Below are 26,202 nucleotides of genomic sequence, written 5' to 3'. Positions count from 1 at the left end.
TATTCCATTTTTCTTTTGCTTCCCCCCCCCCCCCCCCCCGTGGGGGGGCCCGGGGCGCCCCGGGCCCCGCCCTTCGGCGTCCCCCGGCCACCGCCGGTTCGCCGGAATGCCGCCCTCCGGCGCCACCGGAGCACACTTCGGTCACCAAACACGCCTGATTGGCGACGATTTGCCCCGGATGAACCAGTGCGCCGCAACCGGGACAGGCCCCGATCGTTCTAATCTGACGACTGTCATATCCCTGCAGCCACCCAGGATGGAACCTCATGTCAGCGGCCCCTCCTGACAACGACGTGCTGTGGGCCCGAGGGATCGTCAAGTCCCTCCACGGGACCCCGGCCCTGCGCGGCATCTCGCTCGGCGTCCGGCAGGGCGAGGTCCTGGCGGTCACCGGCCCCCGCGGCTCCGGCAAGAGCACCCTGCTCGGCTGCCTCTCCGCCCTCGTCCCGGTCGACGAGGGCGAGGTCTGGTTCAACAGCGGCCCCGTGCACACCCTCGGCCGGGCCGGCCGGGAGCGCCTGCGCCGCGACCGCTTCGGCTTCGTCGGCTCCGAACCCCAGCTGGTGCCGGAGCTGACCGCCCGCGAGAACGTCGCCCTCCCGCTGCTGCTCGCCGGCGCCGGCCACAGGGCCGCGTACACCGCCGCCTCCGAGTGGCTGGAGCGCCTCGACGTCGGCGAGCTCGCCAAGGTCCGCCCCGACCGGCTGTTGCAGAGCCAGCGCCAGCGGATCGCCGTCGCCCGCGCGCTCGCCCCGCTGCCGACCGTCGTCTTCGCGGACGACCCGACCGCCCCGCTGCACCGCGAGGCCGCCGACCAGGTCCTGCGGATACTGACCAGCGCCTCCCGCTCCCACCAGCTCACCCTGGTGCTGGCCACCCACGACCCCGAACTCGTCCGCTACGCCGACCGCTCGGTCGCGCTGCTCGACGGACGGCTCACCGGACCGGCCGCACCCGTACCGCGCGGACTCGGCACCCCGTCGACCGCCACCGCGAACGGACCGGCAGCCGCTGCGAACGGGCCGACGGCCGCTGCGAACGGACCGGCGGCACCCACGAGCGGCCCCGCCGGGCCCGAAGCGGACGGATCCGGGGCCACCGCCGTCACGGCCGCGCGCAGCTGAAAGAGTCGACGTGTTCTATCTCCGCCTCGCCCGGGGCTACCGGGTGCTCGACCTCGGCCGCTGGCTGCTGACCGCCACCGCTGCGGCCGTCGTCGCCGGGTTCCTGCTGCGCGCCCTCGGCCGGGCCCTGGGCGACCGCCCCGGGGACGCCGACGCCGTCGTCCGGCTGCTCTGGTGCCTGCCGCCGCTGGCCGCCGTCGCCTGGTTCGCCGCGATCGCCGCCCGGGCGATCCCCGAACAGCGCCCCGAGCGGCTCACCGGACTGCTCGCCGCCGGCGCGAGCACCGCCCGCATCCGGATGCTGATCGCCGGCGAGACCGCCCTCGCCACCACCGTCGGCAGCATCCTCACCCTGCTGCTCTTCCTGGTGCTGCGCAACGACATCGCCGGGCCCGAACTCGCCCCCGACCTCGGCATGGGCGTCCCGCTGCCCGCCGCCGCCCCGATCGCCCTGCTCGCCCTGGTACCGCTGACCGCCGCCCTGGCCGCCGCAGCCGCCGTCCCCGTACCCCGGCCGCAGCCCCGCGCCGACACCCGCCCCTCCGGCGGCTACCACCCGCTGCGCATCGCCGTCCCGATCGGGCTCGCCGTCGTCGGCACCGCCCTCGAACTGATCGCCCTGCGCCCCGGCGCCCCCGCCGACGGCCGTCCGATCCAGCTGCCCGCCGGACTCGGCAGCACCAGCACCGCCGCCGTCGGCGGCTGGATCACCGTCGCCCTCGGCCTGGCCCTGCTCACCGGCCCGCTGCTCGCCTGGACCGGCCGGCTGCTGGCCCTCGGCCGCCCCACCCCGCTGCGCCTGCTCGCCGGACGCGGGCTCACCGCCCAGGCCCCCCGCCTCGGCGCCCCGCTCGCCGTGCTCACCCTCGTCCTCGCGGTGGTGCTGACCACCATCCGCTACTGGATCGGCACCCCCGGCAGCGCGGACGTCCTGCCCGCCGTCGAAGCCTGCCTGCTTCTCGGCTGCGCGGCCGGCGCCGTCCTGGCCAGGCTCGCCGAGGTCCGCACCGCACGCCAGGGCGTCACCGACGCCCTGCTGCGCCTCGGCGCCCCCGCCCGGCTGCTGTTCGGCGCCGTCGCCCTGCGCGCGCTGGCCGTCGGCACCGTGCTGCTGCTCACCGGCGGGCTCACCGCCGCCCTGGCCGCCGCCGGACTCGCCTGATCCGGCCGCCGGCCCTCACCGTGCGGGAGGACCGGCGGCCGGCCTGCCTCGGCGGCTTCGGCTGCGGCTACGGGACTGCTGCGGCCCGGGTGGGCCGGCCCGGGCCGGGCTGATGCTCCGCTCGGGCTGCTGCTCGGCTCGCCCAGTTGCTGTTCGGCTCGCCCGGTTGCTGTTCGGCTCAGCCCGCCGCGGCGAGCTGCCCGCAGGCGCCGTCGATCTCCTGGCCGCGGGTGTCGCGGACCGTCGTCGGCACCCCGTGCGCCTGCAGCCGGCGAACGAACTCGCGCTCGTCCTCGGGCCGGGAGGCCGTCCACTTGGAGCCCGGGGTCGGGTTGAGCGGGATCAGGTTGACGTGCACCCGGTGGTTCTTGATCAGGCGACCGAGCAGGTCCGCCCGCCACGCCTGGTCGTTGATGTCCTTGATCAGCGCGTACTCGATGGAGATCCGGCGACCGGACTTCTCCGCGTAGTTCCACGCCGCGTCCAGCACCTCGGCGACCTTCCACCGGGTGTTGACCGGCACCAGCTCGTCACGCAGCTCGTCGTCCGGCGCGTGCAGCGAGAGCGCCAGCCGGCAGCTGAGGCCCTCGTCCGCCAGCCGGTTCATCGCCGGCACGAGACCGACGGTGGAGACGGTGATGCCGCGCTGCGAGAGGCCGAAGCCGTCCGGGGCCGGGTCGGTCAGGCGGCGGATCGCGGCCAGCACCCGGTTGTAGTTGGCCAGCGGCTCGCCCATGCCCATGAACACCACGTTGGACAGGCGGGCCTCGCCGCCCGGGATCTCGCCGGCCTTCAGCGCGCGCATCCCGGCGGCGATCTGCTCGACGATCTCTGCGGTGGACAGGTTGCGGGTCAGCCCCGCCTGGCCGGTGGCGCAGAACGGGCAGTTCATGCCGCAGCCGGCCTGCGAGCTGATGCACATGGTCACCCGGTCGGGGTAGCGCATCAGCACCGACTCGACGAGCGTGCCGTCGAACAGCTTCCACAGCGTCTTGCGGGTGGTGTCGTCGTCGCACGAGACGTGCCGGACCACCGACATCAGCTCCGGCAGCAGGCCCTCGGTGAGCCGGCCGCGGCTGGCGGCGGGGATGTCCGTCCAGCTCTCCGGGTCGTTCGAGATCCGGCCGAAGTAGTGGTTGGAGAGCTGCTTGGCGCGGAACGCCTGCTCGCCCAGCTCGGCGACGGCCTCCTTGCGCTCGGCGGGGCTCAGGTCGGCGAGGTGTCGCGGGGGCTTGGCGCCGCGCGGCGCGACAAAAGTGAGTTCTCCGGGCTTAGGCATGGTTCAACCAGTGTCGCAGACGGCGGGAGCCTTCCCAGTCCTCACATGGGGCGGAGGGTTCGACACTGGCCGTCGCCTGTCATCGTTGGCTGCCCTCGGACGGCCCACAGACGGCCCAGGGACGGCCCAGCTCTCCCCGCCCCAGACGCTCGGTAGCTGCAGCCTCTCCGGTGGAGAGATCCCAGTCCGCCGGAGCCTGCCCCCAACCGGGTGGAGAATACTGGCCATGCCGCCCCGGAGAAGCCCGAACCGTCGACGTCGTCCACCAGCACAAAAGTGCGGTCGCCCAACAAAGAAGGGCACTCCCTGCCAGCTCCCGGAGGTGCAGTTTGTCGGCGGCGGATGCCGATATCACAACACGGCCGACGATCGGGCAGCCGCAAAAGCGGCCGAACAAATACGGGCAATGCGGGCAAAGGAGGCCTCGCGGCGCGAACAGCGCCTCATTCGCTCGATCGCCGCGGTCATATCAACCGCAGTTCTGTTCGGAGTGGGCTCCTGCGGGTGGAATACCTGGAAGGAACGCTCTCGGGAGGCTACGTGCAGGCAGCACCGCGAAGAGGCGTTGCGCCTCGACCGGACCACCGCGGCGACAGGCGTGCCGCTGGTCATGGTCGTCGATCCCGCACTCGTGCGCTTGCAGCTCCATCCAAAGCTAGTCTCCCTCTACCTGCCAACCCAGGGCGCGAGTGAGGCCAGCATCGCCGAGGCCTACCGAACCAAGCGCGCACAGGCTGGAAGAGCCGCTGAAGTCGTATTGGCCCAGCCTGACTGCTTTGATGCACCGACCCTCGGGCGCGCTACCGACATTCAACGTGCTCCACGGAACGTCTCACGCGTAGACATGCCCCACAGCGCGCGATGCTCCGACGGCTGGACATCAGGGTCCATCGGTAAGCGCGGCGCATGCTCGCACCATGGAGGGGTCGTAGAGGCGACGTTCTTTGCAACTCTGCACTTCTGATCAGGCGCCGCCCCCAAATGAAGCAGCCTAGCTAGGCCTTGTAGCTCCAGCCCTGCCCCGTGCCTCGATACTCAGAAACAGAAATCGGCTCCACGCCTGGCCGCATCCTGGTGGTGTACAGGACACCCTCAAGGTGGTCGATTTCGTGAGCCACCAGGCGGGCCACAGCATCTTCGAAGATCGTGATTCGGCGCCGGCCGTCGATCTCTTGATGCTCCACAGTGATAGCGCGCGGCCGGGGAACCACACCACGCACATCGAAAAAGCTCCAGCAGCCCTCGTACTGCTCGTCTTCCTCTGCAGACTCCTCGATGACGCGGGGATTCAGCAGGGTGATGGTCTCCCCGTCAGCGGTACGGACGATGGCTGCGGCGCGATCGATGCCGAGCTGCGGCGCGGCCACGCCCATGCCCTTGCTGAAGACGTGGATGCCGGCGGCCCGAACAGCGGCCGCGTTCAGCTCAGCCACCACGCGCCGAACGTCCTCAGCCTCGGTGGGCAGGTCGAAGGGGCGCGCCCGGTTGGTCAGGATCGGGTCTCCGGCCTGGACGACGCCGATCGATCGCATCTTCTCGCTGGCAGTGGCGGGCATGGGTGACCTGGCCTCCTCATGGTCAGGGCGGGCGCGGAACTTCCACTCCAGCCGGTAGCGGGCGTGGAGCGGCGGATCATCGGTGGTCCACGAGTACACCTGGCGGTCGCCGCTGGCGTCCTGGCGGATCGCGGTCCGGAAGGGGAACGCCGCAGCGGTCATGGTGGTCTCAGTGCCCCAGACGGCCGGGTCGAGTTCGGCGGGGAAGTCGAGCCGGACACTCAGCCGCTGTGTCGGCAGCCTGACGGCGCGCTGGAACCAGTTCCCCCACTTGTCGTCGCTGACCGCATACGAGTACTCGATCCACGTCGTCTCGCCCGGGTACAGCGGGTACCGGCCGTACTCGTTCTCGAAGAGCAGCCACAGTTCCTTGAAGGAGTCGCGGTCGTGCTGGACGCGCCAGCCAACAGGCTCGTTGCCCACCTTGGCGCTGAGGTTGATCTCCTCCCAGGTGAGCGGGTTCTCCCGGTAGTGCCGGTTCGAACGCTCCGGGTTCCCGGGAAAGCGGTCAACGGAGATGCGGATCAGGTACCGGGTGATCGGGTCCGGGCTCGCGTTGTACAGCTGCCGACGCTGGGTCGCACGGTAGGTCCGCCCGTCGTAGTGCAGCTCGGAATCTTCGTGCTGGACGATCAGGCTCGCTGGCTGGGCCTCCCCGGCTGACTGGTCTGGCGCCGCCTGGTGGCTCGCTGGCTCCGGTCGCCCCTGCGCCTCCACTTCAGCGAACGCCCGCCGAAGCGCCCCGCCGGCGTGCAGTACCCGATCGGCTTGCTCAGCGAACGGTCGAGAGGGCCGCTGCTGCCCGCTCTCCACCTTCGAGACGTACGAAGGCGTGTAGCCCACCGCCTTCGCCAGGGCGGACTGGGAGAGGCCCCGCACGTCCCGCCAACGCTTCAGCTCGGCGATGAACGGCTCGGTTGGCTGTGGCGGCTCGCTCGGCATCCCGTCCCCCTGACTGTGCCTGTGAGTGACCTGTGAGTGATCAGCTCTCAGCCTGTAATCACTGCCGTGAGCTGCGATTTGCTGACTGCACCAGGGACGGAACCTACCGGACAGGAGCAGTCGGCACCATGAGATCGAGCCCCGGATTGACCAGTCGTCAGTTGCCGCAGCTACGCGGAGCGGTCCGCCAGCAGAGCCTCTACCGCAGCCAGCCGGTCGGTCAGCTGCTCGACCTGGGCTTCGAGAGCGCTTACGCGGTCGCCGACAGCGGCGGGCGAAGCAGTGACAGGCTCGGCGGGGGAAGGGTCGCCAGGGCGGCGGACGAACGTGCCGCGCCCCTGGGTGGAGGACACCAACCCCTCTTCTCGGAGCACGCGGACACCGTTCGAGGCGGTCATCACCGCGACGTGGAATCGATCGGCCAGCTGACGCGCGGACGGCAGCTTCTGGCCCGGCTGAAGCCGCCCGGAGCGGATCTCGTCCCGAAGCGCGTCGGCGACCTGGATGTAGGGGGCGCGGTGGTCATCGGTGGAGACAGTCATAGGGCCAGCGTATCCGCTGACACGAGCTAATACACCTAGGCCGATTCGCTTGACAGGTTGATACACCTAGGTCAGTCTAGGTGTCACAGCAAGACAACACGCTGTGGAGCGGCGCCCATCCGCCAAGAAAGCCGCCGCTCCACGCCCCGATGAAGGGAGTTCCATCATGCACGGATCGTTCTCCACTCAGCCACTGACCATCGGTTCCATCCGCTCCGGGGTGGACGTTTGCGGCACCCCTGACGAGTACGAGACCACCCCGCGTGTGGCGGTGCAGATGACGATGCACCTGTCGTTCGCGGAAATCCTCGGCCGTCTGCTGTTCACCCCGGGGGCGCTGCTGATGCGCGAGGACCTGATGGCCGGCAACGAGGGCAAGATCATGGACTGCCTGTGGTTCACGCTGGCCCAGACCGGGCTCGACGCGGCCGAGGACTTCGCCGCCATGGGCATGGACGTCTACGCCGGGCGCCGCTCCTCGAACCTGCGCGACTTCGCCGTCAGCCTCGGCAACGTCATCACCCACATCTTCGGCGTCACCCCCGAGACGCCCGCCGCGCTCACCGGCTGACCATCCGCCCCCGGGTGAACGCTTACCCGCACTCACCGGCGCTCACCGGGTGCTCACTGAACGCTGACCGCCCCGGCCGAGGACGGCGTACCCGGTGTACCCCGACCGCCCCGTGCGGCGGGTACACCGGCCCGTCAGCCGACCGGCACTCACCAGCGCTCACCGGTGTTCACCACCGCTCACCTGCCGGAAGTACGTACCCGGGCACGCGAGTACACCCCGGACCGGCATGCCCGACCGGCCCCCGTCCGGACCCGGTGAACACCCCACTGTTCACCCGACCCCGGCCTGTTCACCGGCCGCTGTCCTGCCCTCGCCCGTCGACGATCGGTCGGCCCCTGACCAGCGCTCACGGGCCGACCGGCCACCCGACCCGCTCACCGGTGAACACCCGACTGTTCACCGGGTGAGCGCCCGACTCCAGCCCGACTCCCGACCCCTGAGGAGTAGCTGTGACCGACCCGACCGAAGCCGACTCCCGCGCACCCGAGTCGGACCCGACCGACCCCGTCCTGCCCGACCCGATCGCCCTGCCGTCGGCCGACCGGGAGGCGCACCGCTCCACCGCCCGGTGGGCGGCCGACCGGTTCGTGAGCGTGCTTGAGCGCGTGCGTCCGCTGGTGGTGTTCGACCGGTGGGGACAGCCGGTCGGCATCCCCGACTACGGCTCCCCCGCGTTCGCCGCCCTGGCCCCGACCGACCCGCGCCGGGAAGCGGCCCTCATCTCCGCCGCCGAAGCCTGGCGCCAGCAGGCCGAGAGCGCCCCGAAGCGCATCCACGCCGACCTGCGCACCCACCTGGCAATCGGCGAACAGGCCCGCGCCGCGTGGGAGGCGCAGGACGAAGCCGCTTGGAAGGACCTCGTGCGGACCGTGCGGTCCTGGTCCAACCACCCCGCGGCTGTGGAGCTGGCCGCTCAGCGCACCCGCGCGGCCGAACAGGCGTGCCGCCCCGTCACGCCCACGGCCGGGTGGCCTCGGGTGGCGATCCCCGGGCGGCCCGGCTGGCGCCGCCACTACCGCCCCGACGGCCCGCCCGTCGACCGGCCCGACACCACCACCGCCACCGATCTTGCGGAGAGCGTCTGATGCCCGTCGAAGTCCACCTCGCCATCGCCGCCGACGGCCGACCAGCCGGGCCCGTGGACCCGCTGTACGACCCCGCGCCCGGCATCGACCGGCCCACCCGGCCGGGCCCGGTCCCGGACCCGGAGGTGTTCAGCGGATGGGTCGGCGCCACCGTGCGCGATCTCGACCCCACCACCGAAGCCGACCCCGTCGGCGTGCTGGTCAACCTCCTGTCCGCCAGCGGCGCGGCGATCGGGTCGGGGCCGTTCATGTGGATCGGCAACGACCGCCACCCCGCCCTGATCTGGGCCCTGACGGTGGGCGCCACCGCCGCCGGTCGTAAGGGTGCGGGGACGAACACCGCCCGGCGCCTGCTGAAGGCGGCCGTGCCGGACTTCATCGCCTGCAACACCCGCTCCGGCCTGTCCTCCGGCGAGGGCCTGATCGAGATGGTCCGCGACGGGGACGGGGACAAGGACCCCGGCGTCACCGACAAGCGCCTGTGGGTCGTCGAGTCCGAGTACGGCGTCACCATGGCCCGGGGCCGCCGGGAAGGCTCCTCCCTGGGCGGCATCCTGCGCCAGGCATGGAACGGCGAGGACCTGGGCGTCATGAACCGCGACGCCCTCCACTCCACCGCCCCGCACATCGCCGTCATCGGCCACATCTCCCCGCGCGAGCTGCGGGCCAAGATGCAGGACGCCGAGATGGCCGGCGGCACCTACAACCGCTTCCTGCCGGTCTTCGTCCACCGCAACCTCCTCGACCCCGACGGCCAAGGCGCCCCCGACCAGCTCATCGACAACCTCGCCACCGCGTGGAAGACCGTCCTCACCGACGCCCGCCGCGTCGGCGAAGTCCGCCTCACCCCCGAGGCCGCTCAGCTGTGGCGCGAGCAGGTCTACCCGGCGCTGTGCGGGGACGAGGCCGACGACGGGCCGCTGGCGGAGTTCACCGCCCGCGCCGCCCCCTACGCCAAGCGCGCCGCCATGGTCTACGCCCTGCTCGACCACACCGACCGCATCGCCGAAACCCACCTGCGCGCCGCCTGGGCCCTCGTGCGCTACGCCCGCGCCAGCGCCGCCCACATCCTCGGCACCGCCGCCACCGCCAGCACCGGCGACCCCGCCCTGGACAAGCTCGCCGCCGCCGTGAAGACGGCCGGAGCCGCCGGGATGACGCAGTCCCAGGTGCAGGTGCTCTTCAAGCGGCTCAACGCCACGCAGCGCTCCGACCTCACCGCCCGGCTGTGCCAGCTCCCCGGCTACGCCGCCGCCCAGATCCCCAACGGCGGACGCCACCAGACCGTGTACCTCTACGCCCCGCCCGACTGACCCCGGGCCGGAAAGCCCGGAAAGGTCGGAAAGCCCCCTGGCCTGCACAGATACCCGGCGGAAAGTGGTCCGGAATGGTCCGCAAAGGGGTCCGGTGGCATCCGGCGCCGCGAGGGGCCGGGGACTTTCCGGACCATTCCGGACCACTTTCCGCCACCCAAAACCCCAGCTCAGACCCCTTTGCAACCTTTCCGGCCTTTCCGGACCGCACCCCAGACGAACGGACCACCGCCATGACCCGCGCCACCGCCCGCACACCCCGCCACCGACCGCCCCGGCGGGCAGCACCACCGGCCGCCACGACGCCCCGCGCCCGCTCCCCACCAACCCGGCTGCCAGGCCGTCTGACACCCCTGACACCTGACACCGCTGACACCCGAACCCCTAGGCAGGCGCGGTGTCAGACGCCCCCTGACGGCCTCTGACACCCGCCCCTGACACCCCCTGACAGCCACCCCGGCCTAGCACCCCCCCTCGCTAGACCTAGCAACCCCGCTAGCGACCCAAAGCCACCCCCACCAGGCACCTAGCGCCTAGCAGCCCCGCACGGAAACCACCCCGAACCGCCCTCAGCGCACTGACCGGCACCCCGCCGCTCGCTAGCGCTAGGCGCCCACGCCCGCATCCCGCCGCCGCCAGGAGACCCCCGTGCCCAACCGCCACAGCCCGGCCGTCCCCTCGCTCACCGACCGCCGACGCACCACCGCCACGACCACCGGCCCCGGGCACGCCCCGGCCGCCCTGCCCGCCCGCTTCCTCACCCCCGAAGACGTCGCCGCCCTCTTCGGCGTCCCGCTGGAAACCGTCTACCAGTGGCGCCGCAAGCGCACCGGCCCGCTCGGCTTCCGCGTCGGCCGGCACCTGCGCTACCACCCCGAAGCCGTCGCCCAATGGGTCACCGACCAGACCCACGACGCTGCCTGAAGTACCAGGGAGGCGCCAGGGAGGCAGGGAGTTCTCCCTGACCGCCTCCCTGGCCCCCACACCTGCCCTGATCAGCAGCAACACCACCACAGGGAGGCAGGGAGGCACCCCCAAGCCCCCGCCGAACACCCCCGAAACGGCCCCTCCCACGGCACCCCCTTGCCTCCCTCCCTGCCCCGCCACACCCACGCCACCACCCCGAAGGAGCGGCCCATGGCTGGCCACATCCAAGACCGCTGGTACAAGACCGAACCCGGCCCCGACGGCAAGCCGCAGCGCGTCCGCAGCGACCGCTACGGCCTCGGGAGCCGATATCGCGCCCGGTACATCGGCCCGGACGGCACCGAGAAGTCCAAGTCCTTCCCCGACCGCCAGAAGCGGCTGGCAGAGGACTGGCTGACCAACATCGAGGCCGACATGGCGCGCGGTGAGTACATCGACCCGAAGGCGTCGCGGACGACGTTTCGGGCGTTCGCGGAGCGGTGGTTGGCTGCACAGACCACTGACCCGGCGAGCCAGGTGCTGGTGGAGACCCGGCTGCGGCTGCACGCCTTCCCCAGGATCGGGACGCGCCCGCTCGATTCCTTCCGACCGTCCCACATTCAGGAGCTTGTGAAGGAGCTGGAGCAGAGCCCCATCTCCGGCGGGTACGCCCGGAACATCTACGCCGACGTGCGGGCCGTGCTGTCGGCCGCCGTGGACGACGGGCTGTTGGCCCGCAACCCCTGCGGCGCCAGGTCGGTCCGCCCGCCGGCCACTGAAGCCCGCCGCATCGTCCCGTGGCTGCCTGAGCAGGTGTTCGCGGTGCGCGGGGCACTGGCCGAGCGCTACCGGGCCATGGCCGATCTGGGGGCCGGATGCGGGCTTCGGCAGGGCGAGATCATCGGGCTCGCAGAGGGTGACGCCCTGGACTTCCAGAGCGGCACCGTGCGGGTGCTCCGGCAGGTGAAGCAGATCCGCGGGAAGGCGGTGTTCGCCCCGCCGAAGTGCGGCAAGGAACGAGACGTGCCCCTCCCTGACGCGGTGGCCGCCGCCGTGCGGGCCCACATGGACGCCTTCAAGCCGGTGCCGGTCACGCTCCCCTGGAAGACCCCGGACGGGCCGAAGGTGACCTTCCCGCTGCTCTTCAGCAACACCGCCCATGGGTTGGTCTGGCGGAGCAACTTCAACCTCCAGGACTGGAAGCCCGCCCTGGCGGCGGCCGGCCTAATCCCCACGCCCCGCAGGGGTGAGCCCTACGCCTCAGCACGCGAGCACGGAATGCACGCACTCAGGCACTTCTACGCCTCCGTGCTGCTCGACGCTGGCGAGAGCATCCGGGCCGTGAGCGACTACCTGGGCCACGCCGACCCGGCCCTGACGCTCCGGGTGTACGCCCACCTCATGCCGAACAGCCAGGACCGCGCTCGTAAGGCAGTCGATCAGATGTACCTGCCGGATCAGCCGACCGCCTAAGCGTTAGCGCAGCGGAGGAGGCCCCCACCACCAGCTGCACCTGGCGGTGAAGGGGCCTCCGCACGTTCCTCAGCCACGCGCCGGGCGTATTGCCCGGCGCTCACCAGGTTGGCCGTGGGCTATGGCTTCGTCAGCCTGTCGACGTGTCGCAACAGCCTGCGTGTACTGCGACGGGGGCGGCAATGGGTCTTCGCGAAGATAGGCGCCCAGGCAACTCAGCCCCTCGTGCGGGACCCGCAGTGCGCCCTCTCGCCGGTCAGAGTGCGAGCCTTCGCCGCTCTGAAAGGCGATCCTGCTCGCCCACAGGATGTCTCCCAATCGTTCTGCCAACGCTCGGTCCGGAAGCCGGATGAGTTCCACCTCGATGCGGTTGTGGTGCTTCATGGCCGCAACCCGGAACGGCCGCATGAGGTCCTCCGACGCATCCTCCTCCGGGTAGCTTCTGGCTGCCTCCTGGAGGGCGACAAGCTCGTGTGAGAGCGCGTCGACGGCCTCTCTCGTCAATCGTTCGCGCTGTGCTCGCCGAGCTTCCGCACTCTGGTACCGCTGGTTGACCAGCGTGGTCGCTATCGATCCAGCTACGCCAACCAGGGCGCCGACGAGGCCGGCAGCGGCCCCCACCCACACTCCAGTGTCCACAGCAGCATCCTGGCCCAGATCTCGTCACTGCGTCCCGTAACTGCCGCTTCCTGCCTTCAGCACGGCCCAGAGACGGCCCAAGGCACGCAGAGGGCCCTCCCCCGGCGGGAAAGCCGCTGGTAGAGGGCCCTTTGCTGGCTCACCCGTCAGTGTTCTCCGGGCTTAGGCATGGTTCAACCAGTGTCGCAGACGGCGCGGGGTGGCCGGACAGCGCGGAGCCCCGGCCCGGGCGTGCGGGACCCGGGTGGGCCGGGTGGGCCGGGTGGTCCGAGTGTGCCGGACCCGGCGGGCGCGGGACGGCCCCGGGGCAGGCGCGGGACGGCCCGGGGACGGCCCGGGACGGCGCGAGCCCCGGACGGCGGTGCGTCCGGGGCTCGGTGGCGCGCGGTGGGTCCGGCGCGGCGTCAGCTGCCGACGAAGGCGGCGAGCAGCAGCCAGACCACCGGGGCGGTCGGCAGCAGCGAGTCCAGCCGGTCCATGATGCCGCCGTGGCCGGGCAGCAGCGTGCCCATGTCCTTGATGCCGAGGTCGCGCTTGATCATCGACTCGCCGAGGTCGCCCAGGGTCGCCGTGACCGCCGCGCAGCCGCCCAGGATCAGGCCCTGCCACCAGCTGCCGCCGTCGATCGCGAACTCCATGATCAGCGCGCCCGCCAGCATCGACAGGCCGATGCCGCCGGCCAGTCCCTCGCGGGTCTTGCCCGGGCTGATCGTCGGCGCCAGCTTGTGCTTGCCGAACTTGTAGCCCACCGCGTAGGCACCGGTGTCGCTGCAGATCGTGACGATCAGGAAGAGCAGGATCCGCTGCGGACCGTCCTCCGCCGACAGCATCAGCGCGACGAAGGTGGCCAGGAACGGCACGTAGAAGGCGGTGAAGATCCCCGCGGTTATGTCGCGCAGGTAGTTCTCCGGCGGCTCGGCCATCCGCCAGACCATCACCCCCAGCCCGGTCAGGGCCAGGGACGCCGCCGCCCACTCGACCCCCGACCAGTAGCCGGTGGAGATCATCGCGACGCTGCCGGCGATCAGCGGGACGAGCGTCGTCCGGATCCCCTTGCGCTCGGAGAGCCGGCTGGACAGCTCCCAGACGCCGACGACCACGGCCGCCATCACGACGAAGAGGAAGAGCGCCTTCACCACGAACAGGGAGGCGACGATCACCGCGCCGAGGCCGACGCCCACACCTATCGCGGCCTGGAGGTTGCGACCACCGCGCTGCTTGCGCTGCTGCGGCTGCGGCTCGGGCTGGGCCACGGGAGTCTCCTGCCCCGGATGGAACGGCGGCGCGGGGTGGGGCTGCCCGGCCGGGTGGTTCTGGGGGTGCTGCGGGTACTGCGGGTGCGGGCCGCCGTGCGGCGTACCGGGGAATCCCTGCGGGGGCTGGTTCTCCTCGGTTATCGCCCGCAGCACGACGGTCTCCGCCGCGCCGGGTACCGGGGCGGGGGCGACGGGTGCGACGGGGGCGGCGGGGGCACCAGCGCCGGGAGCGGGGGCTCCGGGGGCTGCGTGGCCGGGTGCCGGGGCCGGGTGCCGGCCCGGTGCCGGGTGGCCCGGCTGCTCGTCCCGGAACAACGGGCCGCTCAACCGGCCGGCCTCCCGGACCGGCTGCTGCTCCCCGGCGGGACCCGCCGCGGGCGGGTTCGACCGGGCGCCGCGGTCCGGCGCCGGCTCCGGGCCGGGACCGGTGGTCGGTACGGGAGGCATGACCTGAGTCTCCTCCGCGTCGCCGCCCCAGTACACCGGAGGCTGCTGCGAGTGACCCGTTCGGCCCGACGGGTCACCCGCCGCAGCGGCCGGCTCGACGGGGTACGGCGAGGTGGCCCCGCCCGGGTACGGCTCCGCCCCGGCCTGCGGGTACGGCGCCGCCGACGGCGGGAACGGGGTCGCCGGGGCGGCCCGGTAGGGCTCGGCCGGCTGAGGGTACGGCGAGGCCGGCGCACCCTGGTACGGCATGGCCGTCCGCGGGTGCGCCGGGCCGGGCCCGTCGCCCGGGTGGGGCTGGTAGGGCCGGTACCGCTGGTCGGATGGGCCCCAGTAGCCGGGGGCGTCAGGGGCGTCGTTCATCAGACTTCGAGCAGCTCGGCTTCCTTGTGCTTCAGCAGCTCGTCGACGGCCGCCACGTACTTGGCGGTGGTGTCGTCGAGCTCCTTCTCGGCACGGCGGCCCTCGTCCTCGCCGACCTCGCCGTCCTTGACCAGCTTGTCGATCGAGTCCTTGGCCTTGCGGCGCACGGCGCGGATGGACACCTTGGCGTCCTCGCCCTTGCCGCGGGCGACCTTGATGTACTCGCGGCGGCGCTCCTCGGTGAGCTCGGGGAGCACCACGCGGATGATGGAACCGTCGTTGGTCGGGTTGACGCCCAGGTCGGAGTCGCGGATCGCCTGCTCGATGGCCTTCAGCGCGGTCTTGTCGAACGGCGAGACGACCGCCATCCGCGGCTCCGGCACGGAGAAGGAGGCCAGCTGGTTGATCGGCGTCACGGCGCCGTAGTACTCGGCGACGATCTTGGCGAACATCGCCGGGTGCGCGCGACCGGTGCGGATCGCGGCGAGGTCGTCCTTGGCGACGGAGACGGCCTTCTCCATCTTCTCCTCGGCCTCGAGGAGGGTCTCTTCGATCACTGTCTGCTCCCTGTCCGGTTCATCTGCGGTTGTCCCGTACGGCATCGGCTGCCGGGATCGGCGTCCCGTACGGCTTGGTGCTGCTCAGGCCCGGACAGAATCCTGGCTGATGAGTGTGCCGATCTTCTCACTCTTCACCGCGCGCGCGATATTGCCCTCCGCCAGCAGCTCGAAGACGAGCATCGGCAGGTTGTTGTCCTTGCACAGCGTGATCGCGGTGAGGTCGGCGACCTTCAGGTCACGGGCGATGACCTCGGAGTACTCCAGCGCGTCGAACTTGACCGCGTCCGGGTTGGTCCGCGGGTCGGAGTCGTAGACGCCGTCCACCCCGTTCTTGCCCATCAGCAGGACGTCGGCGTGGATCTCCAGGGCCCGCTGGACGGCCGTGGTGTCGGTGGAGAAGTACGGCATGCCCATACCGGCGCCGAAGATCACCACACGGCCCTTCTCCAGGTGCCGGACGGCGCGCAGCGGCAGGTACGGCTCCGCGACCTGGCCCATCGTGATGGCGGTCTGGACCCGGGTCTCGATGCCCTCCTTGACCAGGAAGTCCTGGAGCGCGAGGCAGTTCATGACGGTGCCGAGCATGCCCATGTAGTCGGACCGCGCACGGTCCATCCCGCGGACCTGCAGCTCCGCACCGCGGAAGAAGTTGCCGCCCCCGATGACCACCGCGACCTCGGTGCCGGCGCGGACGACCGTGGCGATCTCGCGTGCGATCGCGTGCACGACGTCCGGGTCGACGCCGAGTGCGCCGCCCCCGGCGAAGGCCTCACCGGACAGCTTCAGCAGCACCCGGCGGCGCGTGCCGTCCCGGGGTTCCTGCGCGGTCTCCTGCGTCTCCTGAAGCATGGACTTCTCCTTCTGCACCTACATGGTTCACAGGCGCGGGTGTGCGGGTGCCCGTCCTGCGCGTACACGCGAGGAGGCCACTGCCGCGGGAACCGGTACGGTGTCCTGCACGGCAATGGCCTCCTCGTCGTTCATGGTGCCGACGCGGCCCGCCCTGGGCGGATGGCGCTGGGGAGCTCGCTCGGCGCGTCCCTCCCGCCCTGGTCAGCGGGCGGGGGCGGTTCCCAGCCTAAGCGGGCCGGGAGCCCGTTGGAACGTGGCTCAGGCGCCGACGCGGAAGCGGGCGAAGCGCTTGAGGGCGACGCCGTTCTCCTCAAGGACCTTGGCGACGGTCTTCTTGTTGTCCTTCGCGAAGGCCTGCTCCAGGACGGAGTTCTCCTTCACGAAGCCGGTGACGCGACCCTCGACGATCTTCGGCAGGGCAGCCTCGGGCTTGCCCTCCTCGCGAGCGGTGGCCTCGGCGACGCGGCGCTCGTTCTCGATGTCCTCGGCCGGGATGTCCTCGCGGGACAGGTACTTCGGCGCGAAGGCGGCGATGTGCTGCGCGACGTCCTTGGCGACGTCGGCGTTCTCCTTGTCCAGCTCGACCAGGACGCCGACGGCCGGCGGCAGGTCGGGGCTGGTCTTGTGCAGGTAGACGGCCACGAAGCCGTCACCGTCGAACTGCGCGAAGCGACGGAAGACGATCTTCTCGCCCAGGGTCGCGTTGGCCTCGTCCACGAACTGCTGGACGGACTTGCCGGCCTCGATCTCGGAAGCCAGGGCGGCGTCCAGGTCGGCCGGGGAGACGGCGGCGACGTGGGCGGCCAGCTTGTCGGCGACCTCGACGAACTTCTCGCCCTTGGCGACGAAGTCGGTCTCGCAGTTCAGCTCGACCAGAACGCCGGACTTCTTGTCGTCGGCGATCAGGGCGGCGACGGCGCCGTTGGAGGCGTCGCGGCCCTCACGCTTGGCGACACCCTTCTGGCCCTTGATGCGCAGGAGCTCGACGGCCTTCTCGACGTTGCCCTCGGCCTCGTCCAGGGCCTTCTTGCAGTCCATCATGCCGGCGCCGGTGAGCTCACGGAGCTTCTTGACGTCCGCGGCGGTGAAGTTCGCCATGGTGTGAATCTCTTCTCGCGTCTCGCGTGTCTGCGTGGAGTTGCGCCGGGGCCGATGGTTCGGCCCCGGCACGGGACGTGCGGTCCCGGGGACGGCCTGGCCGTCCCGGCACGGTCTGTCCGCCCGGGCGGGGGCGTCCGCCGGCCCTGCGGGACCCGGCCCGCCGGACGGGCGTGCGCTCGTCCGATCGGGCACCGGTCCGCGCGGGCGGCGTGCGCCGGTCCCGGCACGGGAGAGAGGGGCACCTACCGGTGTCGTACCGGCGGGTGCCCCTCACCCGTGGTACGTCAGGCCTGCTCGGCCTCGGCGGCCGGAGCCTCGGCGGCGGCGTCGGCAGCGGGGGCCTCGGCAGCGGCGTCAGCGGCGGGGGCCTCGGCAGCGGCGTCAGCGGCGGGGGCCTCCTCGGCCTTCTTCTCGCCCTCCAGGAGGTCCTTCTCCCAGTCGGCCAGCGGCTGGTCGGCGCCCGGCTCGGCCTTGACGTCGCCCTTGGCGACACCCGCGCGGGACTTGAGGCCCTCGGCGACGGCGTCGGCGATCACACGGGTCAGCAGGGTGACGGAGCGGATCGCGTCGTCGTTGCCCGGGATCTTGTAGTCGACCTCGTCGGGGTCGCAGTTGGTGTCGAGGATGGCGACGACCGGGATGTTGAGCTTCCGGGCCTCGCCGACCGCGATGTGCTCCTTCTTGGTGTCCACGATCCAGACAGCGCTGGGAACGCGCTGCATGTCGCGGATACCGCCGAGGGTCTTCTCCAGCTTGTCGTGCTCGCGCTGCAGGACCAGGAGCTCCTTCTTGGTGAGGCCGGAGCCGGCCACATCCGAGAAGTCCAGCTCGCCCAGCTCCTTGAGGCGCTGCAGGCGCTTGTAGACGGTCGAGAAGTTGGTCAGCATGCCGCCGAGCCAGCGCTGGTTCACGTAGGGCATGCCCACGCGGGTGGCCTGCTCGGCGATGGCCTCCTGGGCCTGCTTCTTCGTGCCGACGAAGAGGACGCTGCCGCCGTGGGCAACGGTCTCCTTGATGAACTCGAAGGCGCGGTCGATGTAGTTCAGCGACTGCAGCAGGTCGATGATGTAGATGCCGTTGCGCTCCGTGATGATGAAGCGCTTCATCTTCGGGTTCCAGCGGCGGGTCTGGTGACCGAAGTGGACGCCGCTCTCCAGCAGCTCCCGCATCGTGACGACGGCCATGGCCGTGCTCCTCAGGTGTTGCGCCCGGCTCCCGCTCGGCGCCGCCGCGGTGCGCACTGGGCGCGCCCCGGTCCGGCGACCGGACATGGCCGGGTCAGGCTCGGTTTTGTCCGTGGCAGCCAGGTGACAGCCACGCCTGACGCCCCGAACGTGCCGAGCCGCCTCGGCCCGTTCTGGCAGCGGATCCGAGGACCCGTGACCGGTCGGGCTCGGCGGACCGAGCGGCACTCGCACCTGGCAGTGGCGGCGGCGGAGCCGCAACCTCCACCGGTGGCGGGGCGTGCGAAGTCGACCCGGCGGACCGGGTCGCGTGTGAAGTGTACGGGAAGCACCATGCGGCGAGCGACTTCGCAAGGGGGCGGACGGGGGAGGACGGGTGGCGAAGCGGCGAAGGACGGGGTGGGTGGGGGGCGGCGGGGTGGGGGACGGTGGGGGTGGCGGGCGCTCGGCGGGAGTGGAGGGCGGTGGGGGCTCGGCGACGAGGGCGGCCACTCGTTCGGGCGACAGCCGTTGTCCACAGGCCCGGGTTCTCCCCAGGGACGGGAAAGCTGCTGGTGCGACGCGGGTGCTGCGGGCAGCCTCGTCCGCATGAACGCCCGCTCCCTGGATTCACCTGCCCGGCGGCAACCACTACGGCCGGGGCCGTTGCGGATGGCCGGTCGGCCGGCTGCACGGGTGCTCGTGCGGCGGCTCGCACCGCTGCTCGTACGAATGCTCCTGCGGCTGCTCGTGCGCCTGCTGCCGGTGGTGCTTCTCTGCGCGGTGGCGCTGCCAGGTGCTCCGGCGGGTGCAACGGCCGTTCCGTCGGAGGCCGCCGCGGGTGCTGCCGCCACCGCCGCTGTTGCCGCTACTGCCGCTACTGCCGCTACTGCCGCTACTGCCGTAACGAGCGGGGACCGTGCCTGGCCTGTGCGCGGACCCGTCGCACTGCTGCGGCGCTTCGAAGCTCCGGCGACACCCTGGTCCGCGGGTCATAGAGGCGTCGACCTGTCCGCCACACCCGGCGCCGAGGTTCGGGCTGCCGCCCCAGGAGTGATCACTTTCTCGGGCCCGGTGGCCGGTCGGCCGGTGGTCACCGTGACGCACCCCGACTCCGGTACTCCCCCGCTGCGGACCACCTACCTGCCGGTCACCGGTTCGGCCGCCGTGGGGACCCAGGTCTCGGCCGGCCAGACCATTGGGCACCTGGCAGCAGGGTCGGGAGCCACGGGGCCGGTGTCGGTGTCGGTGTCGGCAGGATCGACGGGGTCGGAGGAGTCGGAGGAGTCGGAAGGGTCGGAGGGGTCGGAGTCGGCCGGGTCGGTGTCGGGGCACTGCGGCGGGAGCTGTCTCCACTGGGGACTACGGCGCGGCGACCGCTACCTCGATCCGCTGGCACTCCTCGGCGCGGGCTCGCCCCGACTGCTGCCACTCGGGACGGGGCACTGAACGGGCTGCCCGACGCGCGGGACGGACCCGGTCCGTCTCAGGCGCCTTCGGCGTCCGCCCGCCCGGCACCGCCGAGCCCGTGCAGGGCGAGGGCGACCGCCGCGTCCGCGATGGCCTCCGCCGTCTCGGCCCTACTGCCCGCGGCGGCGACCTGCTCGGCCCGACGCACCGCAGCCTCCACGATGCCCTGAAGCAGAGCCGCCCCGAGCCTCGGCTGGGCGTGCCCGAAGTCCTCCAGCGCCTGGACCACCAGGCCGATCAGCTTGCCGTGCGCGGCCCGGATGCGCTCACGGGCGGCCTCGTCGAGTTCCAACGCCGAAATCGCGGCCACCGCCCGGTGGCGCGGATCGCCCGCGAGGGCCAGCTGCCCCCGGACGTACGCCTCGATCCGCCCGGCCGCGGTGTCACAGCTCTCCATACCGGCTTCGATCTCGGCCGCCCAGAGCGGGAAGTCGACCTCGCAGAGCGCCTCCACCACCGCCGCACGGGAACGGAAGTACTCGTACACCGAGGAGCGCGCCAGCCCCGTACGCGCCGCAAGCGCAGGGAAGGTCAGGGCCTCCATGCCTCCCTCGGCAAGAAGACTGCGGGCAGCATCGAGGAGGGCTGCCCGCTGCAGCAGACGATGCTCGGCCAGAGTGGCTGCTCGAATCTTCGGCACGGCACCACTGTACGGAGCCATACAGCGCGCCGGTACGCCGCCGCGCACTCGACGGGGACCGGGCCATCCTCCGCACGGCCTCCCGGCAGCTCCCGGCATGTCTTCCTCCACGTGATCGCCTGCCGCCCGTCGGCTCGTCCGGTGCTGTTCGTCGTCCGCAGTCGGCAGTCGGCTGTCGGCATTCGGCATTCGGCATTCGGCTGTCGTAGTCCGCAGCCGGCTGTCGGGTGCCCGTCGCTGTCCGGCCCCTGTCGGCAGCGCTAACGGATGTCCGAGAGCTTCGCCCTCAGTTGCAGCACCGACTTGGTGTGGATCTGGCTGACCCTGCTCTCCGTCACCCCGAGCACCTGTCCGATCTCGGCGAGCGTCAGGCCCTCGTAGTAGTAGAGCGTCACCACCGTCTTCTCCCGCTCGGGGAGCGTGTTGATCGCCTGTGCGAGCAGCCGGCGCAGCTCGCGGTCCTCGGCGACCTCCACCGGGTTGTCCGCCCCGTGGTCCTCAAGCGTGTCGACGAGGCTCGGCCGATCGCCACCCTCCCCGACCGGGTGCAGCAACTCGTCGAGCGCCACCACGTTGGCGAGCGACAACTGACTGAAGATCGCGTGGAGGTCCTCGATCGCGATGCCCATCTCGGCGGCGACCTCCGGCTCGTTGGGCGTCCGCCGCAGTCGGGCCTCCAACGTCGCGTACGTCCGCTCGACCGCCTTGGCCTTCTGCCGCACCGACCGCGGGATCCAGTCCAGCGCCCGGAGTTCGTCGATGATCGCGCCGCGGATGCGACTGATCGCGTAGGTCTCGAACTTGATGGCCCGGTCGATGTCGAACTTCTCGATCGCGTCGATCAGTCCGAAGACGCCGGAGGACACGAAGTCCGCCTGCTCCACGTTGGACGGCAGACCCACCCCCACCCGTCCCGCCACGTACTTGACGAGGGGTGAGTAGTGCAGGATCAGCTGCTCTCGCAGCCGCTGGTCCCCGCTCTCCTTGTACGAGCGCCAGAGCGCCTCCAGTGCCGTCCGCTCCGGACTGGCCGTGCCACGCCGACCGGGGGGCTCGGCCCTGCCGGGGGCCCCTGGCACCGAGCTCGGACTCCCCTGCGGGGCCGGGGTCGAGGCCGGGGGCGGAGTCGGAGGCGGAGCCACGGCCGGAGTCACGGCCGGAGTCACGGCCGGAGTCACGGGCGGGGGCGCAACCGGGCTTCGGGGCAGGTCGGTGCTCGGGTTGGGGTTCGCGTACGGGGTCGAGGCCGGCCGCCCCTGCAGTGGGCCCGACCTCACCCGGCCGGGCGCCGGGGCAGTTGCGGCGAGGCCGGTGACGAGGACGGTCGGAACCGCGGTCGTCGGACCGTGCCAAGTAGCCTCGCCGGTCCCAGTAGCTGTGGTGGGCGGTGCGGAGTCACACCGCGCCGCATCACCGCTCACCGCCGGCGCAGCGGCCGGAAGGACGAGAGCGGGCACGGCCTCGCCGGTCGCACCGCGTGCACCGGTCGAAGCCGGTCCCTCCTCGGCGGCGCGCACCCTCCCGTCCGCTCCGGCGGCTGCCGTCGCCGTGCCGGGCGCGCCGTCGACCACCCGCTCGGCTGCCGGGCCCGGCGCCACCGGATCCACCGTCGTCGGGTCCGCCACGGCCTGGCCGACCGTCGACGGGTCGGCGGGCCGGCCGGGTGCGGCTTCGGGTGTCGGGCGGCCCCCCTGCCGCGCCAGGTTCCCCATTGCCCCCGTCCCCCTGGGCGGGAACTCGGCCACGGGGCGCCGCTCGGTCCTCGGCCCTCCCGAGGACCGACCGCCACCGGTCACTCTGTGTCCGGGAATGTGTGTGGGCATGCGTTGGTCTGCGCCGTTCTGCCGAGTCATGTGCTGATAGGGAAGGCATGGCGAGCGTAGCGTGACCAAGTCGCTGCACAGTGCTACCGCCACTCAGTCGTCCCCCGATCCGGTGGCGTCGCCGCCACCCGTTACGCGTGTCGCCGGTTGCCGCCAATCCGCTGCTGAGCCACTCCGCACGCCGCTGCCGAGCCCGTCGGCAGAACCGGCAGTTGCTGACACTCCGTAGGCACCCCGGCCTTGCGCCGGAATCAGGTGCTCCTCCCGTTCCGTACAAGCCGCCAATGGGCGCCGTGCCGCTCCACGAATCCGAGCGACCCCAACTCGTACAGCCGTTGGAGCACTTCGTCCGGCGCAAGGCCGGACACCCGTGCCAGGCGTTCCACGGGGGCGCCCTCCGGTGTCGCGGGTACGGCCTCCAGCACCCGTGCCGCGGCCGGCTCCAGCAGGTCCCGGGGAAGCACCGGCCCGGAGCGCTCCGGCGCAAGGTCGTCGCCGATCGAACCGATCAGCTCGCCCACGTCCGCCGCGTCGGTGACCAGCGTCGCCGCGCCGCTGCGGAGCAGCGCGTGCACCCCGGCCGAGAGTTCCGAGGTGACGGGCCCGGGCACGCCCATCGTGTGCCGGTTGAGGTCGCGGGCGCGTCTGGCGGTACTGAGTGCGCCGCTGCGCAGCGCCGCCTCGACCACCACCGTGCCGCGGGTCAGGGCTGCGATGACCCGGTTGCGGAGCACGAACCGGAAGCGGTTCGGGTGCTCCCCGGGCGGAAGTTCGCTCAGTAGAAGGCCCTGTTCACCGATCCTGCGGATGAGTTGGGCGTTGCCCTGCGGGTAGGCGACGTCCACTCCACAGGCGAGCACCGCGACGGTCATCCCGCCGACGGCGAGGGCGCCGCGATGGGCTGCGGCGTCGATCCCGTACGCGGCTCCGGAGACCACGACCCAGCCGCGTTCGGCGAGCTGTGCGGCCAGCTCGCCGGCGGTGTGGGCGCCGTAGGAGGTGCAGGCGCGGGAGCCGACGAGGGCCACCGAGCGGAGGGCGAGCAGTCGCAGCGAACCGGGGCCGAGGACCCAGAGTCCGATGGGGCGGCCGTCGCCCAGGTCGTCGAGCTGGGTCGGCCACTCGCTGTCGCCCGGAATGATGAAGCGGCCACCACGGGCACGTACCCGTTCCAGGTCTGTTCTGGGGTCCACCCCGGCGAGTCGCCGTCGGTAGCTCGCGAGTCGGCTCTCGTCGAGCTCGGGGTGGTCGGGCACCCCGCCGTCCCTGATCGTCTGGAGGAGGGTGACGGCGTCGAGCTGGTTCAGCCAGCGGCCGACGACCGCGTCGCCGGGTTCGGCCAGCCTGGTCAGGGCCGCTCGGGCGCAGCGTTCGGGCTCTGCGCCGAGGCGTACGGTGGCGAGCATCTCCGCGGCGAGGTCCGTCGGGTGGGCGTCGGCCTCCGGCGGGTGGTTCGCGGTCCGGGTCATGTCGGGGCTCCCCTTCGTGTGGGCTTCCTGCTCCGCGGCGTGCCGGGTGCCGCAGTACCGGCTCGGTCGGCGGTGGCAGCGCGACCGTCGGCGGAGGTCCGGGTGCGCCGGGCCCCGCGCCCGTCCAGGTCGTGTGCGTCCCCGTCGTGGGCGTCACGGTCGTGGGCGTCACGGTCGTGGGTGCCCACGTCGCGGTCGTTCGGGTCGTCCGGGACGTGGCCGTTCGGCTGTCGGGCGTCCGCTGGGCGGGAGCGTGGTCCGGTCCGGGCGGGGCGGAAGGTGCGGTCGGTCATCGGCAGTCCCTGTTCGACGCCGGTGCGCAGGACGAGCGCGGTGCGCACGTCCCGTTGGTCGGGGCGGTCCCGGCCGGCAAGGTCGGCCACCGTCCAGGCGACCCGGAGGACCCGGTCGAGACCGCGTGCGGTGAGCAGCCCCCGCTCCAGCTGGCCCGCCGCTTCGGTGAGGGCGCCGGACGCGAGCTGCCAGCGGGTGCGGAGTTCGTGGCCCGGCACTTCGGCGTTGGTCCGCCACGGTGTGTGGGCCAGGCGGGCCGCTGCTCGCTCGCGGGCCTCCCGCACCCTGGTCGCGATGGTCGCGGTGGATTCCGCGCTGGTGTCGCGCTCCATCAGCTCGACCCGGGTCACCGGTGCGACCTGTACCTGGAGGTCGACCCGGTCCAGCAAGGGCCCGGAGAGACGCCCCTGATACCTGCTCACCATCGTCGGGGTGCACTCGCACCCCTCGCCGCGCCGCGAGTAGCGCCCGCAGGGGCACGGGTTGGCGGCCAGGCAGAGCAGGAAGCGGGCGGGCAGCCGCAGCGAGCCGGCCGATCGGGCGATCACCACCTCGCCCGCCTCCAGCGGTTGGCGCAGGGCGTCGAGCACCCGGACCGGGAACTCCGGTGCCTCGTCCAGGAACAGCACGCCGCGGTGCGCCAGCGACACCGCGCCGGGTCTCGGCAGTCCGCTGCCACCCCCGACGATGGCGGGCATGGTCGTGGAGTGGTGCGGGGCGCAGTACGGCGGCCTGTCGATCAGCGGGCGTCCGGCCGGGAGCAGTCCGGCCACCGAGTGGACGGCGGTGACCTCCAGGGCCTCCTTCTGCGTGAGCGGCGGAAGGAGGGTGGGCAGCCGTTCCGCGAGCATTGTCTTTCCGGCACCCGGCGGGCCCTTCAGGTAGAGGTGGTGGCCGCCGGCTGCGGCGATCTCCAGGGCCCGTCGGGCCTCGTACTGGCCCGCGACGTCCGCCATGTCGACCCTGACCGCGTCGTCGTCGGCCAGGCTGCGGACTCCGGCGCACGGCAGGAGCAGCCCGGCCATCATGGGGTCGGGTCGGCCCTCGTGGCGGTCGGGCGGTTCCTCGGGTTCCGGGGCTCCGGTCAGCGCGGCGACCAGTTGGCGGAGACTGCGGACGCCGATGACGGACACCCCGGGGACGAGCGCCGCCTCGGCGGCGGTCTGCTCGGCCACCACGACCTGCTTGTAGCCGGCGTCCGCCGCCGCGAGCACCGAGGGGAGCACACCGCGGACCGGGCGGACCCTGCCGTCCAGGCCCAGCTCTCCGATGATCAGCAGTTCGGCGATCGAGGACGGTTCGAGGCGCTCGGCGGCGGCCAGGACGGCACAGGCGACCGCGAGGTCGAAGCCGCTGCCGCTCTTGGGCACGGACGCCGGGCTCAGCCCGACGGTCAGCTTGCGCTGCGGCCAGGTCTCCCCGCTGTTGACCACGGCGGCGCGCACGCGGTCACGGGCCTCGGAGAGCGCCTTGTCGGGCAGGCCCACCAGGGTGAAGGCGGCCACGCCGGGTTCGAGGTCCGCCTGGACCTCGACGATCACCCCGTCGACCCCGACCAGGGCGACCGAGCAGGTGCGGGCGAAGGCCATCTCAGATCACCCCCCGCAGGTGATCCACCGAGGCGGCTCCGCGGGTGCGGTTGATCACGGCCACCAGGTCGATCCGGACCCCGCCGGGCGGGACCGGCGGGCTCCAAGCCGAGTCGGCGTCGATGTCCGCGGGATCGGCCTCGGCGACTCCGGCGGCGAGCCGGGCGAAGTGGTGGCCCCAGCGCTCGGCCATCCACCGCTCGGCGAGCCGGTGCAGCCGCTCGGCCTTGGTCTTGTCGATGGCTTCGCTGGGCTGCTGGAATCCCCGTTCGGAGCGGGTCTTCACCTCACAGACCGCGAGGGTGTCGCCGTCGAGGGCGACGATGTCGAGCTCGCCGTCCGCACACCTCCAGTTGCGGTCGAGGATGCGCAGCCCGTCCTCGGCGAGCCGGCGTGCGGCCACCTGCTCCCCGTAGCGGCCGAGGCCGCTCGTGGTGGTCCGCCCCAGCCGCGGCGGGGGTCGGTCGACCGCCCGCGCCGCGGGCGGGTCGGCGGTGCCGGGTGCGGCCGGGGCCGTCGGGCCGGATCCGTCCGGCACCGCTTCGGGCGACGGCCGGAACGGTCCCGGGTCCGGCCCCGGGAC

The 26,202-nt window shown here is 72.2% G+C and carries 21 protein-coding genes and 1 pseudogene; 8 read left to right on the top strand and 14 right to left on the bottom strand.

All coding sequences use genetic code 11. The annotated features are described in order from the left end of the window. Positions 1-266 precede the first annotated feature (266 nt). The gene (locus tag ACWGB8_RS28340; RefSeq protein ID WP_452216452.1) at positions 267-1,124 is read left to right on the top strand and encodes an ABC transporter ATP-binding protein; all 858 of its coding nucleotides are present in this window, start codon (positions 267-269) and stop codon (positions 1,122-1,124) included. A gap of 10 nt (positions 1,125-1,134) precedes the next feature. Next, positions 1,135-2,286, top strand: coding sequence for a hypothetical protein (locus tag ACWGB8_RS28335; RefSeq protein ID WP_452216451.1), 1,152 nt, complete (start codon positions 1,135-1,137; stop codon positions 2,284-2,286). A 178-nt stretch (positions 2,287-2,464) separates the two neighbouring features. Here ACWGB8_RS28335 and rlmN read toward each other — a convergent pair whose 3' ends face one another. The 3 genes from rlmN to ACWGB8_RS28320 form a co-directional block, all read right to left on the bottom strand. Next, positions 2,465-3,565, bottom strand: coding sequence for a 23S rRNA (adenine(2503)-C(2))-methyltransferase RlmN (gene rlmN / locus ACWGB8_RS28330; protein WP_452216450.1), 1,101 nt, complete (start codon positions 3,563-3,565; stop codon positions 2,465-2,467). A gap of 995 nt (positions 3,566-4,560) precedes the next feature. Further along, positions 4,561-6,063: a peptide deformylase gene (locus ACWGB8_RS28325; protein WP_452216449.1), complete on the bottom strand. Its 1,503-nt coding sequence runs from the start codon at positions 6,061-6,063 to the stop codon at positions 4,561-4,563. Between the two features lie 170 nt (positions 6,064-6,233). Continuing rightward, positions 6,234-6,605 (bottom strand): GntR family transcriptional regulator, encoded by a 372-nt coding sequence (locus ACWGB8_RS28320; RefSeq protein WP_452216448.1) that lies wholly within the window; start codon positions 6,603-6,605, stop codon positions 6,234-6,236. A gap of 166 nt (positions 6,606-6,771) precedes the next feature. Here ACWGB8_RS28320 and ACWGB8_RS28315 point away from each other — a divergent pair, with 166 nt between their 5' ends. The 5 genes from ACWGB8_RS28315 to ACWGB8_RS28295 all read left to right on the top strand — a co-directional run bounded on the left by ACWGB8_RS28315 (position 6,772) and on the right by ACWGB8_RS28295 (position 11,956). After that, the gene (locus ACWGB8_RS28315; RefSeq protein ID WP_452216447.1) at positions 6,772-7,176 is read left to right on the top strand and encodes a hypothetical protein; all 405 of its coding nucleotides are present in this window, start codon (positions 6,772-6,774) and stop codon (positions 7,174-7,176) included. Between the two features lie 452 nt (positions 7,177-7,628). Next, a complete protein-coding gene (locus ACWGB8_RS28310; RefSeq protein ID WP_452216446.1) occupies positions 7,629-8,264 on the top strand; it encodes a hypothetical protein in 636 nt (211 codons plus the stop codon). Further along, on the top strand, positions 8,264-9,577 hold the full coding sequence (locus ACWGB8_RS28305) for a hypothetical protein (RefSeq protein ID WP_452216445.1): 1,314 nt from the start codon (positions 8,264-8,266) through the stop codon (positions 9,575-9,577). The genes ACWGB8_RS28310 and ACWGB8_RS28305 overlap by 1 nt, the downstream gene beginning before the upstream one ends. A gap of 741 nt (positions 9,578-10,318) precedes the next feature. Beyond that, positions 10,319-10,501, top strand: a complete 183-nt coding sequence (locus tag ACWGB8_RS28300; protein ID WP_452216455.1) for a helix-turn-helix domain-containing protein — start codon at positions 10,319-10,321, stop codon at positions 10,499-10,501. A gap of 213 nt (positions 10,502-10,714) precedes the next feature. After that, the gene (locus tag ACWGB8_RS28295) at positions 10,715-11,956 is read left to right on the top strand and encodes a tyrosine-type recombinase/integrase (RefSeq protein WP_452216444.1); all 1,242 of its coding nucleotides are present in this window, start codon (positions 10,715-10,717) and stop codon (positions 11,954-11,956) included. Between the two features lie 69 nt (positions 11,957-12,025). On the opposite strand, the gene ACWGB8_RS28290 is transcribed toward ACWGB8_RS28295, so the two are convergent. The 6 genes from ACWGB8_RS28290 to rpsB all read right to left on the bottom strand — a co-directional run bounded on the left by ACWGB8_RS28290 (position 12,026) and on the right by rpsB (position 18,355). Then, positions 12,026-12,595 (bottom strand): hypothetical protein, encoded by a 570-nt coding sequence (locus tag ACWGB8_RS28290; protein ID WP_452216443.1) that lies wholly within the window; start codon positions 12,593-12,595, stop codon positions 12,026-12,028. 404 nt (positions 12,596-12,999) lie between these two features. Further along, entirely contained in the window at positions 13,000-14,298 is a 1,299-nt protein-coding gene (locus tag ACWGB8_RS28285; RefSeq protein ID WP_452216442.1) for a phosphatidate cytidylyltransferase, read from the bottom strand. A gap of 359 nt (positions 14,299-14,657) precedes the next feature. Further along, the gene (gene frr, locus ACWGB8_RS28280) at positions 14,658-15,215 is read right to left on the bottom strand and encodes a ribosome recycling factor (RefSeq protein ID WP_452216441.1); all 558 of its coding nucleotides are present in this window, start codon (positions 15,213-15,215) and stop codon (positions 14,658-14,660) included. An 84-nt stretch (positions 15,216-15,299) separates the two neighbouring features. Continuing rightward, entirely contained in the window at positions 15,300-16,067 is a 768-nt protein-coding gene (gene pyrH, locus ACWGB8_RS28275; RefSeq protein WP_452216440.1) for a UMP kinase, read from the bottom strand. Between the two features lie 261 nt (positions 16,068-16,328). Further along, positions 16,329-17,168 carry a translation elongation factor Ts gene (gene tsf / locus ACWGB8_RS28270; RefSeq protein ID WP_452216439.1) on the bottom strand — a complete coding sequence of 280 codons (840 nt, stop codon included), beginning with the start codon at positions 17,166-17,168 and terminating at the stop codon, positions 16,329-16,331. A gap of 287 nt (positions 17,169-17,455) precedes the next feature. Next, positions 17,456-18,355, bottom strand: coding sequence for a 30S ribosomal protein S2 (gene rpsB / locus ACWGB8_RS28265; RefSeq protein ID WP_452216438.1), 900 nt, complete (start codon positions 18,353-18,355; stop codon positions 17,456-17,458). A gap of 333 nt (positions 18,356-18,688) precedes the next feature. Between rpsB and ACWGB8_RS28260 the strand changes: the two genes are divergently transcribed. Further along, positions 18,689-19,783 carry a murein hydrolase activator EnvC family protein gene (locus tag ACWGB8_RS28260; protein WP_452216437.1) on the top strand — a complete coding sequence of 365 codons (1,095 nt, stop codon included), beginning with the start codon at positions 18,689-18,691 and terminating at the stop codon, positions 19,781-19,783. Between the two features lie 37 nt (positions 19,784-19,820). On the opposite strand, the gene ACWGB8_RS28255 is transcribed toward ACWGB8_RS28260, so the two are convergent. The 5 genes and pseudogenes from ACWGB8_RS28255 to ACWGB8_RS28235 form a co-directional block, all read right to left on the bottom strand. Further along, positions 19,821-20,420, bottom strand: coding sequence for a TetR/AcrR family transcriptional regulator (locus ACWGB8_RS28255; protein ID WP_452216454.1), 600 nt, complete (start codon positions 20,418-20,420; stop codon positions 19,821-19,823). A gap of 284 nt (positions 20,421-20,704) precedes the next feature. Next, positions 20,705-21,523, bottom strand: a complete 819-nt coding sequence (gene whiG, locus ACWGB8_RS28250; RefSeq protein WP_452216436.1) for an RNA polymerase sigma factor WhiG — start codon at positions 21,521-21,523, stop codon at positions 20,705-20,707. 995 nt (positions 21,524-22,518) lie between these two features. Next, positions 22,519-23,736 carry a DNA-processing protein DprA gene (dprA, locus tag ACWGB8_RS28245; RefSeq protein WP_452216435.1) on the bottom strand — a complete coding sequence of 406 codons (1,218 nt, stop codon included), beginning with the start codon at positions 23,734-23,736 and terminating at the stop codon, positions 22,519-22,521. A 290-nt stretch (positions 23,737-24,026) separates the two neighbouring features. Beyond that, a pseudogene (locus ACWGB8_RS28240) lies at positions 24,027-25,619 on the bottom strand (YifB family Mg chelatase-like AAA ATPase); the annotation flags it as partial. Between the two features lies 1 nt (position 25,620). Further along, positions 25,621-26,067 (bottom strand): YraN family protein, encoded by a 447-nt coding sequence (locus ACWGB8_RS28235; protein WP_452216453.1) that lies wholly within the window; start codon positions 26,065-26,067, stop codon positions 25,621-25,623. Positions 26,068-26,202: the final 135 nt, after the last annotated feature.

Source organism: Kitasatospora sp. NPDC054939, from assembly GCF_053610105.1.
Note: the sequence above shows the minus strand (reverse complement) of the source record. Positions and strands in the feature narration are given on the sequence as shown.